Annotated in this window: 16 protein-coding genes and 1 other annotated feature; of the genes, 11 read left to right on the top strand and 5 right to left on the bottom strand. The window is 56.8% G+C overall.

Features of this window, described 5'->3' with window-relative positions; translation table 11 throughout:
* Position 1: 1 nt before the first annotated feature.
* The 3 genes from yidD to rpmH are packed head-to-tail and all read right to left on the bottom strand — an operon-like array spanning position 2 to position 738.
* Entirely contained in the window at positions 2-259 is a 258-nt protein-coding gene (gene yidD / locus CWM61_RS25780; protein ID WP_004151536.1) for a membrane protein insertion efficiency factor YidD, read from the bottom strand.
* Complete coding sequence (gene rnpA / locus CWM61_RS25785) at positions 223-582, bottom strand: ribonuclease P protein component (RefSeq protein ID WP_004151535.1); 360 nt, start codon at positions 580-582, stop codon at positions 223-225. Before rnpA ends, yidD begins: the two co-directional genes overlap by 37 nt.
* A gap of 15 nt (positions 583-597) precedes the next feature.
* Positions 598-738, bottom strand: coding sequence for a 50S ribosomal protein L34 (rpmH, locus tag CWM61_RS25790; protein ID WP_000831330.1), 141 nt, complete (start codon positions 736-738; stop codon positions 598-600).
* 621 nt (positions 739-1,359) lie between these two features.
* On the opposite strand from rpmH, the gene dnaA reads away from it, so the two are divergent.
* From dnaA to CWM61_RS25830, 8 genes are all read left to right on the top strand, one after another.
* Positions 1,360-2,763, top strand: a complete 1,404-nt coding sequence (gene dnaA / locus CWM61_RS25795; protein WP_061156307.1) for a chromosomal replication initiator protein DnaA — start codon at positions 1,360-1,362, stop codon at positions 2,761-2,763.
* A 4-nt stretch (positions 2,764-2,767) separates the two neighbouring features.
* Positions 2,768-3,868 carry a DNA polymerase III subunit beta gene (gene dnaN / locus CWM61_RS25800; protein WP_008806743.1) on the top strand — a complete coding sequence of 367 codons (1,101 nt, stop codon included), beginning with the start codon at positions 2,768-2,770 and terminating at the stop codon, positions 3,866-3,868.
* Positions 3,869-4,014: 146 nt separating this feature from the next.
* Positions 4,015-5,088: a DNA replication/repair protein RecF gene (gene recF, locus CWM61_RS25805; RefSeq protein ID WP_074385299.1), complete on the top strand. Its 1,074-nt coding sequence runs from the start codon at positions 4,015-4,017 to the stop codon at positions 5,086-5,088.
* Between the two features lie 28 nt (positions 5,089-5,116).
* The gene (gene gyrB, locus CWM61_RS25810) at positions 5,117-7,531 is read left to right on the top strand and encodes a DNA topoisomerase (ATP-hydrolyzing) subunit B (protein ID WP_074385300.1); all 2,415 of its coding nucleotides are present in this window, start codon (positions 5,117-5,119) and stop codon (positions 7,529-7,531) included.
* 203 nt (positions 7,532-7,734) lie between these two features.
* Complete coding sequence (gene yidA, locus CWM61_RS25815; protein ID WP_074385305.1) at positions 7,735-8,547, top strand: sugar-phosphatase; 813 nt, start codon at positions 7,735-7,737, stop codon at positions 8,545-8,547.
* A 149-nt stretch (positions 8,548-8,696) separates the two neighbouring features.
* Complete coding sequence (locus CWM61_RS25820) at positions 8,697-9,779, top strand: hypothetical protein (protein ID WP_100632165.1); 1,083 nt, start codon at positions 8,697-8,699, stop codon at positions 9,777-9,779.
* The gene (locus CWM61_RS25825; protein WP_074385307.1) at positions 9,776-10,909 is read left to right on the top strand and encodes a BamA/TamA family outer membrane protein; all 1,134 of its coding nucleotides are present in this window, start codon (positions 9,776-9,778) and stop codon (positions 10,907-10,909) included. Before CWM61_RS25820 ends, CWM61_RS25825 begins: the two co-directional genes overlap by 4 nt.
* A 77-nt stretch (positions 10,910-10,986) precedes the next feature.
* Positions 10,987-12,213, top strand: a complete 1,227-nt coding sequence (locus CWM61_RS25830; protein WP_074385308.1) for a DUF3748 domain-containing protein — start codon at positions 10,987-10,989, stop codon at positions 12,211-12,213.
* A gap of 1 nt (position 12,214) precedes the next feature.
* On the opposite strand, the gene CWM61_RS25835 is transcribed toward CWM61_RS25830, so the two are convergent.
* Complete coding sequence (locus CWM61_RS25835) at positions 12,215-12,547, bottom strand: YceK/YidQ family lipoprotein (RefSeq protein WP_061152886.1); 333 nt, start codon at positions 12,545-12,547, stop codon at positions 12,215-12,217.
* A 245-nt stretch (positions 12,548-12,792) separates the two neighbouring features.
* Positions 12,793-12,868 (top strand) — a sequence feature (ROSE (Repression Of Heat Shock gene Expression) occurs in the 5'-region of heat shock genes and acts as an RNA thermometer to modulate expression.).
* Between CWM61_RS25835 and ibpA the strand changes: the two genes are divergently transcribed.
* The 3 genes from ibpA (at position 12,862) to CWM61_RS25850 (ending at position 15,627) form a co-directional block, all read left to right on the top strand.
* Positions 12,862-13,275, top strand: coding sequence for a small heat shock chaperone IbpA (ibpA, locus tag CWM61_RS25840; RefSeq protein WP_004151523.1), 414 nt, complete (start codon positions 12,862-12,864; stop codon positions 13,273-13,275). It overlaps the preceding feature by 7 nt.
* A gap of 116 nt (positions 13,276-13,391) precedes the next feature.
* Positions 13,392-13,820, top strand: a complete 429-nt coding sequence (ibpB, locus tag CWM61_RS25845; protein WP_008806750.1) for a small heat shock chaperone IbpB — start codon at positions 13,392-13,394, stop codon at positions 13,818-13,820.
* Positions 13,821-13,965: 145 nt separating this feature from the next.
* Positions 13,966-15,627 carry a putative transporter gene (locus CWM61_RS25850; RefSeq protein ID WP_043874933.1) on the top strand — a complete coding sequence of 554 codons (1,662 nt, stop codon included), beginning with the start codon at positions 13,966-13,968 and terminating at the stop codon, positions 15,625-15,627.
* On the opposite strand, the gene CWM61_RS25855 is transcribed toward CWM61_RS25850, so the two are convergent.
* Positions 15,595-16,341: a GntR family transcriptional regulator gene (locus CWM61_RS25855; protein WP_008806752.1), complete on the bottom strand. Its 747-nt coding sequence runs from the start codon at positions 16,339-16,341 to the stop codon at positions 15,595-15,597. The two genes, CWM61_RS25850 and CWM61_RS25855, sit on opposite strands and share 33 nt — an antisense overlap.
* Positions 16,342-16,427 lie beyond the last annotated feature (86 nt).

Consider the following 16,427-nt stretch of genomic DNA (forward strand, 5'->3'; position numbering starts at 1 on the left):
GTTAGTGTTCTCTGGTATCAAATGGTCCGGGCGGGACGGGATCGTCACCACCAGGGTGTAAAGGGTGGCATTTTAATACGCGTTTCATTGTCAACCAACTGCCTTTTATCACACCAAACCTGCGTAAGGCCTCAATTCCGTATTGAGAACAGGTTGGGGTGAAACGACAATGCGGCCCGAGTAGCGGACTAATCAGGCGCTGATAAACTCTAATCAGGCCGATCAGGACCCGCGAGCCAGGCGACAATGGCGGCGCCATAATTTTTCCAACGCTTCCGAGAGAGCACGGTTATCGAGGTCGGCAACCCCTCTTTTCGCCACCACCACGAAATCCATTGGCGGGAGTTCATGTTGACGCAAACGAAAACTTTCACGCGTCAGACGTTTAATCCGATTGCGTTCATGTGCGCGTTTTACGTTTTTCTTGGCGACCGTAAGACCGATGCGGGGATGCCCCAGCGAATTCAGGCGGCCGAGGATGGTGATTTGCGGCGTGCCAGCCCGTTGTGGCTGCTGGAAGACGAAAGTGAAATGACTGGGAGTTAACAAACGTAACTCCCTGGGAAATGCGAGCTTAACCACGCAGGGTTAGCTTTATTACTTGGAAACGGTCAGACGAGCGCGGCCTTTAGCACGACGACGTGCCAGAACCTGACGACCATTTTTAGTAGCCATACGAGCACGGAAGCCGTGAGAACGGTTGCGCTTCAGTACAGACGGTTGAAAAGTGCGTTTCATGGCGATTTCTACCTAAACTTGAATAAATTCACTGACTTTTGCGTAGACCCGAACGAACTTCGAACGACTTACGCCTCAGCGTGGGTGATTAAAGAGGCCGGATTGTAATAATTGTACACTCCGGAGTCAATTCTCTTTCCTTATTTCTCGCACCTTGTCGCACAAAAAATAAGCTGAGACGCGTGACGAAAACGGGCATTACGCGCCGGGTGGGGGATTATACGGCCTGGCCAGTAAAGCGCAAGGATCCGGAAGGATCTTTGTTAGATCGTTTCCGCCCAAAACCAGCATAGCTCATTAATTTTTCCAATATGCGGCGGAAATCGTGCTTCACTCTCCCCAGGATCGATTACACTTACCCGGTTTCGATCCTTCCTGTGGATAAATCGGGAAGAATCTGTTGAGAAACACAAGATCTCTTTCTCAGTTTAGGCTATGATCCCCGGTCCCGATCGCGATCCCCGGATCCGCAACGGGTAATAACCGCAGATAGCGGTTCGCACGTCACCCCTTTAGTGCAGGGGCTTTTCGGCTAATGCAGGGTCTTGTCGACGTGTGCCAACAATCACGATTGTTTCTGTTTTTCTTTGATATCGATTTTATGTTCGAGTGGAGTCCGCCGTGTCACTTTCGCTTTGGCAGCAGTGTCTTGCCCGATTGCAGGATGAGTTACCAGCCACAGAATTCAGCATGTGGATCCGCCCATTGCAGGCGGAACTGAGCGATAACACGCTGGCACTGTATGCGCCAAACCGTTTTGTGCTCGACTGGGTAAGGGACAAATACCTCAATAATATCAATGGACTCCTCAATGATTTTTGCGGTGCTGATGCCCCGCAGCTGCGTTTTGAGGTGGGTGCTAAGCCAGCCAGCTCGCTGCAGAAAGGAGCGGTAAGCCCGGCCACAGCGGCCATCCCGGCAGCGCAGGTGCAGACCGCGCGCGTGGCGCCGACGATCGTGCGCCCTGGCTGGGATAATGTTCCGGCACCGGCGGAGCCGACCTACCGCTCTAACGTTAACGTGAAACACACGTTTGATAACTTCGTCGAAGGTAAATCTAACCAGCTGGCCCGCGCGGCGGCGCGTCAGGTGGCCGATAACCCGGGCGGCGCCTACAACCCGCTGTTCCTTTATGGCGGTACCGGTCTGGGGAAAACCCACCTGTTGCACGCGGTGGGTAACGGCATTGTGGCGCGTAAGCCGAACGCGAAAGTGGTCTATATGCACTCCGAGCGTTTCGTCCAGGACATGGTCAAAGCGCTGCAAAACAACGCCATCGAAGAGTTTAAGCGCTACTACCGCTCCGTTGACGCCCTGCTGATCGATGACATTCAGTTCTTTGCCAATAAAGAACGATCCCAGGAAGAGTTTTTCCACACCTTCAATGCCCTGCTGGAAGGTAATCAGCAGATCATCCTGACCTCGGATCGTTATCCAAAAGAGATCAATGGCGTTGAAGATCGTCTGAAATCCCGCTTCGGCTGGGGCCTGACGGTGGCGATCGAGCCGCCGGAGCTGGAAACCCGCGTCGCGATCCTGATGAAAAAAGCCGATGAAAACGACATTCGCCTGCCAGGCGAAGTGGCGTTCTTTATTGCCAAGCGCCTGCGCTCAAACGTGCGTGAGCTGGAGGGGGCGCTGAACCGCGTTATCGCCAACGCCAACTTCACCGGCCGGGCGATCACCATCGATTTCGTGCGCGAAGCGCTGCGCGATCTGCTGGCGCTGCAGGAAAAACTGGTCACCATCGACAATATTCAAAAGACGGTGGCGGAGTACTACAAGATTAAGGTAGCGGATCTGCTGTCCAAGCGCCGCTCCCGTTCGGTGGCGCGTCCTCGCCAGATGGCGATGGCGCTGGCCAAAGAGCTGACCAACCACAGCCTGCCGGAAATCGGCGATGCGTTTGGCGGCCGCGACCATACCACCGTGCTGCACGCCTGCCGTAAGATTGAGCAGTTGCGTGAAGAAAGCCACGACATTAAAGAAGATTTTTCCAATTTAATCAGAACATTATCCTCGTGACGCTATGAAATTTACCGTAGAACGTGAACATTTATTAAAACCGCTGCAACAGGTGAGCGGTCCGTTAGGTGGTCGTCCGACGCTGCCCATTCTCGGTAACCTGCTGCTTCAGGTCGCGGACGGCGCACTGTCGCTGACCGGTACCGATCTTGAAATGGAGATGGTGGCGCGCGTGGCGCTGGTTCAGCCGCACGAAGCGGGCGCAACGACCGTTCCGGCGCGTAAATTCTTTGATATCTGCCGCGGCCTGCCGGAAGGCGCGGAGATCGCGGTTCAGCTGGAAGGCGATCGGATGCTGGTGCGTTCCGGCCGCAGCCGCTTCTCGCTGTCGACGCTGCCTGCTGCCGACTTCCCGAATCTGGATGACTGGCAGAGCGAAGTGGAATTTACCCTGCCGCAGGCGACCATGAAGCGTCTGATCGAAGCCACTCAGTTCTCGATGGCGCACCAGGATGTTCGTTACTACTTAAACGGTATGCTGTTTGAAACCGAAGGTAGCGAACTGCGCACGGTGGCCACCGATGGTCACCGCCTGGCGGTCTGTTCGATGCCGCTGGAAGCGTCGCTGCCGAACCATTCGGTGATCGTGCCGCGTAAAGGGGTGATTGAGTTGATGCGGATGCTCGATGGCGGCGATACCCCGCTGCGCGTGCAGATTGGCAGCAACAATATCCGCGCTCACGTGGGCGATTTTATCTTTACGTCGAAGCTAGTTGATGGCCGTTTCCCGGATTATCGCCGCGTATTGCCGAAAAATCCGGATAAACATCTCGATGCTGGCTGTGACATTCTCAAGCAGGCCTTCGCCCGCGCGGCAATCCTCTCGAACGAGAAATTCCGCGGCGTGCGGCTGTACGTCAGTGAAAACCAGCTGAAAATCACCGCCAATAACCCGGAGCAGGAAGAGGCGGAAGAGATTCTGGATGTGACCTACGCCGGAACGGAGATGGAGATTGGCTTCAACGTTAGCTATGTGCTGGATGTGCTGAATGCGCTGAAGTGCGAGAATGTGCGCATTTTGCTGACGGATTCGGTGTCGAGCGTGCAGATTGAGGATGCGGCTTCGCAATCCGCAGCCTATGTCGTCATGCCTATGAGATTGTAGTGGAAAATATCGGGCTATCTTACTTGCCATTTTCAACCTGGGCTGTGCTCGCCCCTGTCACGTACTTCGTGTACGCTCCAGGGTCTGCGCGCAGTCCGCGTTGAAACTGGCTGCGCCGATAACGCCCTGGCCCAAAGAACGCTGATATGTCACTGACGCGCTTGCTCATCAAAGATTTCCGCAATATTGAAAATGCGGATCTCGCTTTATCCCCCAGCTTTAACTTCCTGGTTGGCGCAAACGGCAGCGGCAAAACCAGCGTGCTGGAAGCTATCTATACGCTCGGTCATGGCCGGGCGTTTCGTAGTTTGCAAATTGGCCGGGTGATCCGCCACGAGCAGGAGGCTTTTGTCCTGCACGGCCGCCTGCAGGGCGAAGAGCGGGAAACCGCCATCGGCCTGACCAAAGACAAACAGGGCGACAGCAAGGTGCGCATCGACGGCACCGACGGCCACAAAGTGGCGGAGCTGGCGCACCTGATGCCGATGCAACTGATTACGCCGGAGGGGTTTACTTTACTCAATGGCGGCCCCAAATACAGAAGAGCATTCCTCGATTGGGGATGTTTTCATAACGAAGCCGGATTCTTCACCGCCTGGAGCAACCTGAAGCGCCTGGTCAAGCAGCGCAACGCCGCGCTGCGTCAGGTCAGCCGCTATGCCCAGCTGCGACCATGGGATCTGGAACTCATTCCGCTGGCGGAACAAATCAGCCGCTGGCGTGCCGAATACAGCGCCGCTATCGTCGAAGACATGGCGGATACTTGTCAGCAATTTTTACCAGAATTCACGCTCACCTTCTCTTTCCAGCGCGGTTGGGAAAAAGAGACCGACTACGCGGAGGTGCTGGAGCGGAATTTCGAGCGCGACAGAATGTTAACCTACACCGCCCACGGCCCGCATAAAGCGGATTTCCGTATTCGCGCCGACGGGGCGCCGGTGGAAGATACCTTGTCGCGCGGGCAGCTTAAGCTGCTGATGTGCGCCCTGCGTCTGGCGCAAGGTGAGTTCCTCACCCGCGTCAGCGGGCGGCGCTGCCTGTACCTGATAGATGATTTTGCCTCGGAACTTGATGATGCCCGCCGCGGTCTGTTATCCAGCCGCCTGAAAGCGACGCAGTCGCAGGTTTTCGTCAGCGCGATCAGCGCTGAACACGTTATGGACATGTCGGACAAAAATTCGAAGATGTTCCGCGTGGAAAAAGGTAAAATAACGGATTAACCCAAGATTAAATGAGCGAGAAACGTTGATGTCGAATTCTTATGACTCCTCCAGTATCAAAGTCCTGAAAGGGCTGGATGCGGTGCGTAAGCGCCCGGGTATGTATATCGGCGACACGGATGACGGCACCGGTCTGCACCACATGGTATTCGAGGTTGTGGATAACGCTATCGACGAAGCGCTCGCGGGTTACTGCAAAGATATCGTTGTGACCATCCACAGCGATAACTCCGTCTCCGTACAGGATGACGGTCGCGGCATCCCAACCGGCATTCACCCGGAAGAGGGCGTCTCCGCAGCGGAAGTTATCATGACCGTCCTGCACGCCGGCGGTAAATTCGATGATAACTCCTATAAAGTGTCCGGCGGTCTGCACGGCGTAGGCGTCTCGGTGGTTAACGCCCTGTCGCAGAAGCTGGAGCTGGTTATCCAGCGCGATAACAAAGTCCACAAACAGATTTATGTGCACGGTGTACCGCAGGCGCCGCTGGCGGTGACCGGCGAGACCGATAAAACCGGCACCATGGTGCGTTTCTGGCCGAGCCATGAAACCTTCACCAACGTTACTGAATTCGAATATGAGATCCTGGCGAAACGTCTGCGCGAGCTGTCGTTCCTGAACTCCGGGGTTTCAATCCGCCTGCGCGATAAGCGCGACGGCAAAGAAGACCATTTCCACTACGAAGGCGGCATTAAGGCGTTTGTTGAGTATCTCAACAAGAACAAAACGCCGATCCACCCGAATATCTTCTATTTCTCCACCGAAAAAGACGGTATTGGCGTGGAAGTGGCGCTGCAGTGGAACGACGGTTTCCAGGAAAACATCTACTGCTTTACCAACAACATTCCGCAGCGCGACGGCGGTACTCACCTGGCGGGCTTCCGCGCGGCGATGACCCGTACCCTCAATGCCTACATGGATAAAGAGGGCTACAGCAAAAAAGCGAAAGTCAGCGCCACCGGCGACGACGCGCGTGAAGGCCTGATCGCCGTGGTATCCGTGAAAGTGCCGGATCCGAAATTCTCCTCGCAGACCAAAGACAAGCTGGTCTCTTCCGAGGTGAAATCGGCGGTAGAACAGCAGATGAACGAACTGCTGAGCGAATACCTGTTGGAAAACCCGTCCGATGCCAAAATTGTGGTCGGCAAAATTATCGACGCCGCCCGCGCCCGCGAAGCTGCGCGTCGCGCCCGTGAGATGACCCGTCGTAAAGGCGCCCTTGACCTGGCAGGCCTGCCGGGCAAACTGGCGGATTGCCAGGAACGCGACCCGGCGCTGTCTGAACTGTACCTGGTGGAAGGGGACTCCGCGGGCGGCTCTGCTAAACAGGGTCGTAACCGTAAGAACCAGGCGATCCTGCCGCTGAAGGGTAAAATCCTCAACGTTGAGAAAGCCCGCTTCGATAAAATGCTCTCTTCCCAGGAAGTGGCGACGCTGATCACCGCCCTTGGCTGCGGCATCGGCCGCGATGAGTACAACCCGGATAAACTGCGCTATCACAGCATCATCATCATGACCGATGCGGACGTCGACGGCTCGCACATTCGTACCCTGCTGTTGACCTTCTTCTACCGTCAGATGCCGGAAATCGTCGAACGCGGCCATGTCTACATTGCCCAGCCGCCGCTGTACAAAGTGAAGAAAGGCAAGCAGGAACAGTACATTAAAGACGACGAAGCGATGGATCAGTATCAGATCGCTATCGCTCTTGACGGTGCGACCCTGCATACCAACGCCAATGCGCCGGCGCTGGCGGGCGAACCGCTGGAAAAACTGGTTGCCGAGTTCAACGCCACCCAGAAAATGATTGGCCGCATGGAGCGCCGCTTCCCGAAAGCGATGCTGAAAGAGCTTATCTATCAGCCGACCCTGACCGAGGCCGATCTGGCTGACGAGCAGAAGGTGACCCGCTGGGTGAACACCCTGGTCTCCGAGCTGAATGAGAAAGAGCAGCACGGCAGCCAGTGGAAATTTGATGTCCGTGAGAACACCGAGTTGCAGCAGTTTGAACCGATTATCCGCGTCCGTACCCACGGGGTGGATACCGACTATCCGCTGGATAACGAGTTCGTCATGGGGCCGGAATATCGCCGTATCTGTACCCTGGGTGAGAAACTGCGTGGCCTGATGGAAGAAGATGCCTACATCGAGCGCGGCGAACGCCGTCAGCCGGTAGCCAGCTTCGAGCAGGCCCTCGACTGGCTGGTGAAGGAGTCCCGTCGCGGTCTCTCTATCCAGCGCTATAAAGGTCTGGGTGAGATGAACCCGGATCAGCTGTGGGAAACCACCATGGATCCGGACAGCCGCCGCATGCTGCGCGTCACCGTTAAGGATGCGATCGCTGCCGACCAGCTGTTCACCACTCTGATGGGCGATGCCGTTGAGCCGCGTCGCGCCTTTATCGAAGAGAACGCCCTGAAAGCGGCGAATATTGATATCTAAAGCGTAAGTTCTCCCGGTAAGCAGCGTTACCGGGATGGCACAATGCGCAGGCCCGGTAGGCGTAAGCTTCACCGGGCTTTTCTTTACCGCTAAAAGGGGATTCTTCGTCCCCGCTTCCATCCCCCTTTCTGCCCGACACTTTTACTGTTTTTTGAGCGGAATCGCGTTAGCATGAGGGAAGACTCATCTTACCCGGGGATCCTATGGCTATTAAACTGATTGCAATCGATATGGACGGCACTCTGCTGCTGCCAGACCATACCATCTCTCCTGCGGTGAAAACCGCCATCGCCGCGGCGCGCGAGCGGGGTGTCAACGTGGTGCTGACCACCGGCCGCCCTTACGCCGGTGTCCACAGCTATCTGAAAGAGCTGCATATGGAACAGCCGGGTGATTACTGCATTACTTACAATGGCGCGCTGGTACAGAAGGCCGGTGATGGCAGTACCGTTGCGCAAACCGCGCTGAGCTATGATGACTATCGCTTCCTCGAGCAGCTCTCCCGCGAGGTCGGCTCTCACTTCCACGCGCTCGATCGCAACACGCTCTACACCGCGAACCGCGATATCAGCTACTACACCGTCCACGAATCCTACGTGGCGACCATCCCGCTGGTGTTCTGTGAAGCGGAGAAGATGGACCCTGAGATCCAGCTGCTGAAGGTGATGATGATCGATGAGCCGGCGATCCTGGATAAGGCCATCGCCCGTATCCCGGCGGAAGTGAAAGAGAAGTATACCGTGCTGAAAAGTGCGCCGTACTTCCTCGAAATTCTGGATAAACGCGTCAATAAAGGCACCGGCGTGAAGTCCCTGGCCGATGCGCTGGGCATCAAGCCGGAAGAGATTATGGCGATTGGCGATCAGGAAAATGATATCGCGATGATTGAGTTTGCCGGCGTCGGCGTGGCGATGGATAACGCCATTCCCGCGGTCAAAGAAGCGGCGAACTTCATCACCAAATCTAACCTCGAAGATGGCGTCGCCTTCGCCATTGAAAAATACGTTTTAGCGTAAGCGTTCTTCAGGCCCGGCGTTGTCCGGGCCGGTCTTCTCTTTTTTCATGAACAGATGTTAATCCGCATTTAAATCCCTTATTCCGCGCAGGGGATTCTATAAGCTACCCGCCCTCTTTTTCGCAATTCATCACTAACATCATAGTTTTCATGAATATATACCACCGTTTGATGTGGGTTGCGCTGCCATTCGCCTCTGTTCAGATTTGCGCGGCCGCGGAACCAACGATGCCGCTCGAGCCGGTATACGCCTATCACGGCGCAGAACCGGCGGATCTGCCTGCGCCGGTCAAAACTGAGACTGCAGTAGCGGAACCAACCGCGATATTGCCTTTTTTAGGCGATGAGGCCAGAAAACGCGGCTACGTCCTGCCGCTGCCGTTCGGCGTCAGCATTAACTATATGGATATGCGGCAGAATATTAATGTCGACAGCATTAACTTCACCGGGCTGTCGCTGGATGGCCGTAACATCGATTGCGGTAAGGATCCTGTCTGCAAACACGCCGTGAATACCATTTTCGCTAATGGGCCGGTCTCGCTGGATAACGCCTTCCAGATTGGCGTCGGTAATACCCGGGAAAGCAGCAAAACCGAGACGCTTAAGCTGGATGCCTGGCTGCTGCCATTTATGAACGTTTATGGCCTCGTCGGACACACCGAAGGGCATTCGATTTCGCAAATTGCCGTCGGCCTGAAGGGGCCAAACGGTAAAGTGGTGCCCATGCCGGGGATGCAGGATCTCGACTTTCGTCTCGATTTTAAAGGCACCACCTACGGGATGGGCACCACCCTGGTGGGCGGCGTCGGCAACTGGTTTACCGTGCTGGACGCCAACTACACGCAAACGCGCTTTGATATCCTCGACGGCAGTATCGACGCGTTTACCTTTTCGCCGCGCGTAGGCTATCGTTTTAATACGCCATCGGTCGAGGCGCTGCATCTCCCCGCCGGAAAGCTGAACCTGTGGGTCGGCAGCATGTATCAGGACGTACAGCAGGAGTTTAAGGGCAGCCTCAACGATCTCTCGATGCCGTCGCCGATGCTGCAAAATATGGTCAATCTGGCCAATCAGGACAATAACGGCCGCTTCGATGTGAAACAGCATCTGCAGTCGCCGTGGAACGTGCTGGTGGGCGCGCAGTATGAGCTGACGAAAAACGTTAATATCACTACGGAGTTTGGCTTTGCCGAACGTAACAGTTTCTTTATTTCCGGCGAGTACCGCTTTTGAGCCGACTGTTTATCACTTTTCTGCTGCTGATGACCTGCCCGATTGGCAGCCAGGCCGAGATGCTCAGCCGCGAGAAAATCGACGACTGGCTGCAGCATCTCGGCGCCAGCGATAAGTTCGACGCCAGTAAAGGGATCGATTGGGGCGTGATGCCCGGTCCGTTCTATACGCCGGAGCTGGGGCTGGGCATCGGCACCGCCGTCGTCGGCATGTATCGCCCCGATCCGCAGGATACCACCAGCCAGAATTCCACCCTGACGCTCAGCGGCTACGCCAGCTCCACCGGCGCGTTTGGCCTCAGCGTGAAAAACTACGCCTTTTTCGACAACGATCTGTGGCGCGTATTTGTTGAAGGGTCGATGGCCAATACCCCGACTTACTTCTGGGGGCAGGGTTTTCACGCCGGAGATAAAGACAACGAGAAGGAAAAATATACCGCCCAGGTGCTGACCCTGCGCCCGACAATCTACCGGCAACTGATCGACAATGTCTATCTCGGCGCTGGGTGGTCGCTGGCGGCGCAGAATGCCGATGAGATGGACCACGACGATTTACCGAAAATAGAAAGTACCCCACAGGGACCGTCGGTATTCAGCTCTGGCGCCAGCATCGATATCAACTGGGACGATCGCGACTTTGTCCCCAACCCGCGCCGGGGCCAGTATGCCAACTTCCGCTACACCCATTACGCCCCCGGGTTAGGCAGCGATACCCGCTTTGATGAATTTCAGCTGCACTATAGCCATTATCATGCCCTGAGCGAGAAAAGCGTGCTCGCCTGGGAGGCCGATGGTGCCTTCACCCAGGGCGATGTTCCGTGGAGCATGATGCCCCTGCTGGGCAGCGACGAGCGGATGCGAGGCTACTATCAGGGGCGCTACCGGGATAACAACGTCGTCAGCAGCCAACTGGAATACCGCCGGCAGCTCACCTGGCGGCACGGGATTGTCGCCTGGGTCGGGGCGGGAACCATGGGGCCGTCGCTGTCATCGCTGAACAATGGCCGCTGGCTGCCCACCGGCGGCGTTGGCTATCGTTTCGAGTTCAAGCCGCGGGTCAATATCCGTCTTGATTATGGCATCGGCAAAGGCAGCAGCGGGTTCTATTTCCAGGTTGGGGAAGCGTTTTAAGCAGGTTGCCGGGCATTCAACCCCGTGCGGATTGCGGTATGCTAACGCCACTCTTATATCGGCCCGGTCAGCACACCATGAAACAAGTCACCTTTGCCCCTCGCAACCACCAGCTTACCAACACCCGCACCTGGACCCCCGACAGCCAGTGGCTGGTGTTCGACGTCCGCCCGTCCGGCGCGTCGTTCACCGGCGAGACCATTGAGCGAGTGAACGTAAACAGCGGTACTGTGGAGACCATTTATCGTGCCACGCAAGGCGCGCACGTCGGCGTGGTGACTGTGCATCCCACCCAGGAGCGCTACGTGTTTATTCACGGCCCCGAGCGGCCGGATGCGCAGTGGCAGTATGATTTTCATCATCGCCGCGGAGTGGTGGCCTTTCAGGGGGCCGTCGAGAATCTGGACGCCATGGACATTACCGCCCCTTACACGCCCGGCGCGCTGCGCGGCGGCAGCCACGTCCATGTCTATAGCCCCAATGGTCAGTTCGTCAGTTTTACCTACAACGACCACGTGCTGCACGAACGCGACCCGGCGCTGGACTTGCGCAACGTCGGCGTAGCGACGCCGTATGGACCGGTGACGCCGCAGGGGCAGCATCCGCGCGAATATAGCGGCAGCCACTGGTGCGTGCTGGTAAGCCGTACGACACCGACTCCAGCGCCAGGCAGCGATGAGATTAATCGCGCCTATGAAGAGGGGTGGGTTGGGAACCAGGCGCTGGCGTTTATTGGCGATACCCTGGCGGAAAATGGCAATAAAGTGCCTGAGCTGTTTATTGTCGATCTGCCACAGGAAGAAGCCGGCTGGAAGCAGCCTGGCGGGGCGCCGCTGGCCGGTACCGCAACCACGATGCCGGCCCCGCCGGCGGGCGTCAGTCAGCGTCGTTTGACCTTCACCCAGCATCGCCGCTATCCGGGGCTGGTGAACGTTCCGCGCCACTGGGTGCGCGCCAATCCACAGGCGACGGCGATAGCCTTTCTGATGCGCGATGACGCCGGCGTGGTGCAGCTGTGGCTTATTTCACCGCAGGGGGGCGAGCCGCGACAGTTGACGTATCACGCATCGGGTATCCAGTCGGCGTTTAACTGGCATCCAACAGGAGAATGGCTGGGCTTTGTGCTGGAGGATCGGATTGCCTGCTGTCATGCCGGCACGGGGGAGATTACCTTTTTAACCGATGTGCACGGTCATCCGCCCTCAGCAGACGCGATCGTCTTTTCGCCAGACGGGACACAGATTGCCTGGATGGAGGAGGTGGACAGTTATCGCCAGCTGTGGGTCACGCAGACCGGGCGATAACTTACTGGGCAGGCATCGACGCTGGCGGGATAACCGAGTTGGTCGCCAGCGTGGCCTTCTCACTCTTTTCAACCCGCGATTTGATTGAGCTGTCGGTGCGGAACATATCCCACGGCAGCAGCAGGGTATCCATGACGGCGGTGAACGGCATGTCCAACGCCACCAGTGATTTCACACCCCAGTTGGTGTCGCTGTCCCCCAGCGTTTGCGCACTGGATCGCGTGCCCGGATAGGTTCCCTCTTTGCCACCGGTATGTGACATTACGCTGGAGCAACCGCTCAGGCTTATTATCCCGCTGAACAGGACCAGCTTTAACAGTCGTCTGCTTTTCATTGTTCTTCCATCGTCGTTTCGGGCGTTGAGATAACCTTTCAGCGGTTATATCGGGCCAACCCGTGAATGCATAGCGTTATTGCGTCGCACTGTGGCGGGCATCGCACTTTGCTTTTTGTGCTCCTCCCCCCAGTCTAAGCAATCATCGGTAAACTGCAAAAAAATTCGCCCTCAATCCCTTGAAAAGCACGGGGAGAAACCCATTTTATAGGTGTAACCCACTGAGAATACGCCTGAGGGGTATTCCGGATTACCGCGGCCTGTCCACGATGGAAGGTCATTTGATTCTCGCTGATTTTCAGGAGCTATTTACTATGCGTAACTTCGATCTCTCCCCGCTATATCGTTCAGCCATTGGTTTCGACCGCCTGTTCAACCTGCTGGAAAACAATCAAAGTCAGAGCAACGGCGGCTATCCTCCGTATAACGTCGAGCTGGTAGACGAAAACCACTATCGTATCGCTATCGCGGTGGCTGGCTTTGCCGAAAGCGAGCTGGAGATCACGGCCCAGGACAATCTGCTGATCGTCAAAGGCGCCCACGCCGCCGAGCAGAAAGAGCGGACCTACCTGTATCAGGGGATCGCCGAGCGTAACTTCGAGCGCAAATTCCAGCTGGCGGAAAACATTCACGTCCGCGGCGCCAACCTGGTGAACGGCCTGCTGTATATCGATCTGGAACGCGTGATCCCGGAAGCGAACAAGCCGCGCCGCATCGAAATCAACTAATTGTCCGTTTCAGGCCGCGTGGCGGCCTGATGTCACAACCTGCTCGCCGTCAGGGAGCAGATGCGAATTTACAGAATTCGCAGGTATTCACTCGCTTCATAGAAGGAGAAAACACTATGCGTAACTACGATTTATCCCCCCTGCTGCGTCAATGGATCGGTTTTGACAAACTGGCCAACGCCCTGCAAACCGCCGGTGAAAGCCAGAGCTTCCCGCCCTATAACATCGAAAAAAGCGACGATAACCACTATCGCATTACCCTTGCGCTGGCCGGTTTCCGTCAGGAAGATCTGGATATTCAACTGGAAGGTACCCGTCTGGTGGTGAAAGGCACGCCGCAGCAGCCGGAAAAAGAGACCACATGGCTGCACCAGGGGCTGGTGAGCCAGGCCTTCAGCCTGAGCTTCACCCTCGCCGACAACATGGAGGTCTCTGGCGCGACCTTCACCAATGGCCTGCTGCATATCGATCTGACCCGCAATGAGCCTGAGCAGATTGCCCCGCAGCGTATCGCCATCAGCGAACGACCAGCGTTAAATAGTTAATTAAGCGAATAACTTATAAGGCCCCGATTTTCGGGGCTTTTTTGTGCCGGTCTGTTTGCTGGTATTGTGCGCCAGGCGGCATACAACCCGTCTGGCAGTGGTCATAATCCCTGTAGTTAATGGTGTTATTCACAGGGACGATACCATGAGTGAGATAGCATTGACGGTCAGCGTGCTGGCGCTGGTGGCGGTAGTGGGGTTGTGGATCGGCAATGTCAAAATCCGCGGCGTCGGCTTTGGCATTGGCGGTGTCCTGTTTGGCGGGATTATTGTCGGCCACTTTGTCGATCAGGCGGGTGTCGCCCTCAGCAGCCCAATGCTGCATTTTATTCAGGAATTCGGCTTGATCCTGTTTGTCTACACCATCGGTATTCAGGTGGGGCCGGGCTTTTTCGCCTCGCTGCGGGTCTCTGGCCTGCGGCTCAATCTGTTCGCTATCCTTATCGTTATCCTCGGCGGCCTGGTGACCGCGGTGCTGCATAAACTGTTCAATATTCCTCTCCCGGTAGTGCTCGGTATCTTCTCCGGTGCGGTGACCAACACGCCGGCGCTGGGGGCCGGGCAGCAAATCCTGCGCGATCTTGGGGTGCCGTTCGAGGTGGTCGATCAGATGGGGATGAGTTACGCGATGGCGTATCCGTTCGGCATCTGCGGCATTCTGCTGACCATGTGGCTGGTGCGCCTGTTCTTCCGCATCAATGTGGAGAAAGAGGCCCAGCGGTTTGAAGAGAGCAGCGGCAACGGCCACGCTCATTTGCACACCATTAACGTGCGGGTGGAGAACCCCAACCTCAACCAGATGGCGATTCAGGATGTGCCGATGCTCAATAGCGACAACATCGTCTGTTCGCGGCTGAAGCGCGGTGAGCTGTTGATGGTGCCTGCGCCGGGCACCCTTATCCAGGCGGGCGACCTGTTGCACCTGGTGGGGCGACCTGAGGATCTGCACAATGCGCAGCTGGTGATTGGCCAGGAGGTGGCCACCTCGCTGTCGACGCGCGGCACCGATCTGAAAGTCGAGCGGGTGGTGGTCACTAACGAAAAAGTGCTGGGGAAGAAAATACGCGATCTGCACGTCAAACAGCGCTATGACGTGGTGATCTCCCGGCTGAATCGCGCTGGCGTCGAGCTGGTGGCCAGCAGCAGCGCCAGCCTGCAGTTTGGTGACATCCTCAACCTGGTCGGCCGTCAGGAGGCGATTGACGCCGTGGCCGCCGAACTGGGTAACGCTCAGCAGAAGCTGCAGCAGGTCCAGATGCTGCCGGTGTTTATCGGCATCGGCCTCGGGGTACTGCTGGGATCTATCCCGTTGTTTATTCCCGGCTTTCCTGCCGCGTTGAAGCTGGGGCTGGCCGGTGGGCCGCTGATTATGGCGCTGATCCTCGGGCGTATCGGCAGTATTGGCAAGCTGTACTGGTTTATGCCGCCGAGCGCCAACCTGGCGCTGCGCGAGCTGGGGATCGTGCTGTTTCTGGCGGTGGTCGGTCTAAAATCGGGGGGCGACTTTGTCGCGACCCTGACCCAGGGCGAGGGTCTGAGCTGGATCGCTTACGGCATTTTCATCACCGCCATCCCGCTGCTGACGGTGGGGATCCTCGCGCGCATGCTGGCAAAAATGAACTATCTGACGCTGTGCGGCATGCTGGCCGGCTCCATGACTGACCCTCCGGCGCTGGCCTTCGCCAACAATCTGCACGCCACCAGCGGCGCGGCGGCGCTCTCTTACGCCACCGTCTATCCGCTGGTGATGTTCCTGCGGATTATCACTCCGCAGCTACTCGCCGTGCTGTTCTGGGGGCTGAGCTAGCGGGCTTTGCGCCTGGACGCGACGCAGGTGGTAATCCACCTGATACTCGCTGGCGTTGCGGAACATGACGGAATAGTTAAGAAACTCGCCGCTGTCGCTGTAGGAAAGGGAGGTAATACGCAGCAGCGGCGTCTGCTCCGGGACGTTCATTGAGCGCGCCAGCTGCTTGTCCGCCAGCACCGGCGTCAGCGTTTCATAGTTCCCGCTGATGATGATCCCGCACTCCTTCTCAATATAATCAAATTTCGAACCCTCCAGATGGCTCAGTGACAGGTTGCGGAACAGTTTCACCGGCATATAGCTATCCTCCAGCATCAGCGGCTTACCATCGACGTAGCGCACCCGCCGTGAGAAGTAGATCCGTTCATCAATTTTAATCCGCAGCAGGCTGGCGATGGCCGGCGGGGCAGGCATCACCTCGAAGGCCAGCACCTGGCTCACCACCTCTTTGCCCTGCTTGCGCAGCACTTCCGCCAGGCCGGTGAGATTGCTGGTTTCATGATGGACGTCCTTACGTGCCACGAACGTTCCCGAGCCGTGGCGACGCACAACCAATCCCCAGTCCACCAGCAGGTCGATGGCTTTGCGGATAGTCATGCGCGCCACCCCGAACTCCTCGGCCAGTTTTTTCTCTCCCGGTAGTGGGCTACCGATGGCGAAGTCGGCGGAATTCAGCCGCAGCCGCAGGCGGTCAGCAATGGATTTGTAGATCACCAGTAGTCCTCTTGTGCAGGAAAATGGAATGTCGCTGTCTTCTCTTTTCGTTAAAAAAATAGATTTATTACAAGTAATTAGTACTC

It is taken from the genome of Klebsiella sp. K-Nf6, assembly GCF_002806655.1.
Classification (GTDB): Bacteria; Pseudomonadota; Gammaproteobacteria; order Enterobacterales; family Enterobacteriaceae; genus Klebsiella; species Klebsiella variicola.

Bases quoted from the DNA above. Each gene is read 5' to 3' on its own strand.
- yidD (WP_004151536.1), bottom strand. From the start codon at position 259: ATGGCGCCGCCATTGTCGCCTGGCTCGCGGGTCCTGATCGGCCTGATT.
- rpmH (WP_000831330.1), bottom strand. From the start codon at position 738: ATGAAACGCACTTTTCAACCGTCTGTACTGAAGCGCAACCGTTCTCAC.
- dnaN (WP_008806743.1), top strand. From the start codon at position 2,768: ATGAAATTTACCGTAGAACGTGAACATTTATTAAAACCGCTGCAACAG.
- recF (WP_074385299.1), top strand. From the start codon at position 4,015: ATGTCACTGACGCGCTTGCTCATCAAAGATTTCCGCAATATTGAAAAT.
- gyrB (WP_074385300.1), top strand. From the start codon at position 5,117: ATGTCGAATTCTTATGACTCCTCCAGTATCAAAGTCCTGAAAGGGCTG.
- yidA (WP_074385305.1), top strand. From the start codon at position 7,735: ATGGCTATTAAACTGATTGCAATCGATATGGACGGCACTCTGCTGCTG.
- CWM61_RS25820 (WP_100632165.1), top strand. From the start codon at position 8,697: ATGAATATATACCACCGTTTGATGTGGGTTGCGCTGCCATTCGCCTCT.
- CWM61_RS25830 (WP_074385308.1), top strand. From the start codon at position 10,987: ATGAAACAAGTCACCTTTGCCCCTCGCAACCACCAGCTTACCAACACC.
- CWM61_RS25835 (WP_061152886.1), bottom strand. From the start codon at position 12,547: ATGAAAAGCAGACGACTGTTAAAGCTGGTCCTGTTCAGCGGGATAATA.
- ibpA (WP_004151523.1), top strand. From the start codon at position 12,862: ATGCGTAACTTCGATCTCTCCCCGCTATATCGTTCAGCCATTGGTTTC.
- ibpB (WP_008806750.1), top strand. From the start codon at position 13,392: ATGCGTAACTACGATTTATCCCCCCTGCTGCGTCAATGGATCGGTTTT.
- CWM61_RS25850 (WP_043874933.1), top strand. From the start codon at position 13,966: ATGAGTGAGATAGCATTGACGGTCAGCGTGCTGGCGCTGGTGGCGGTA.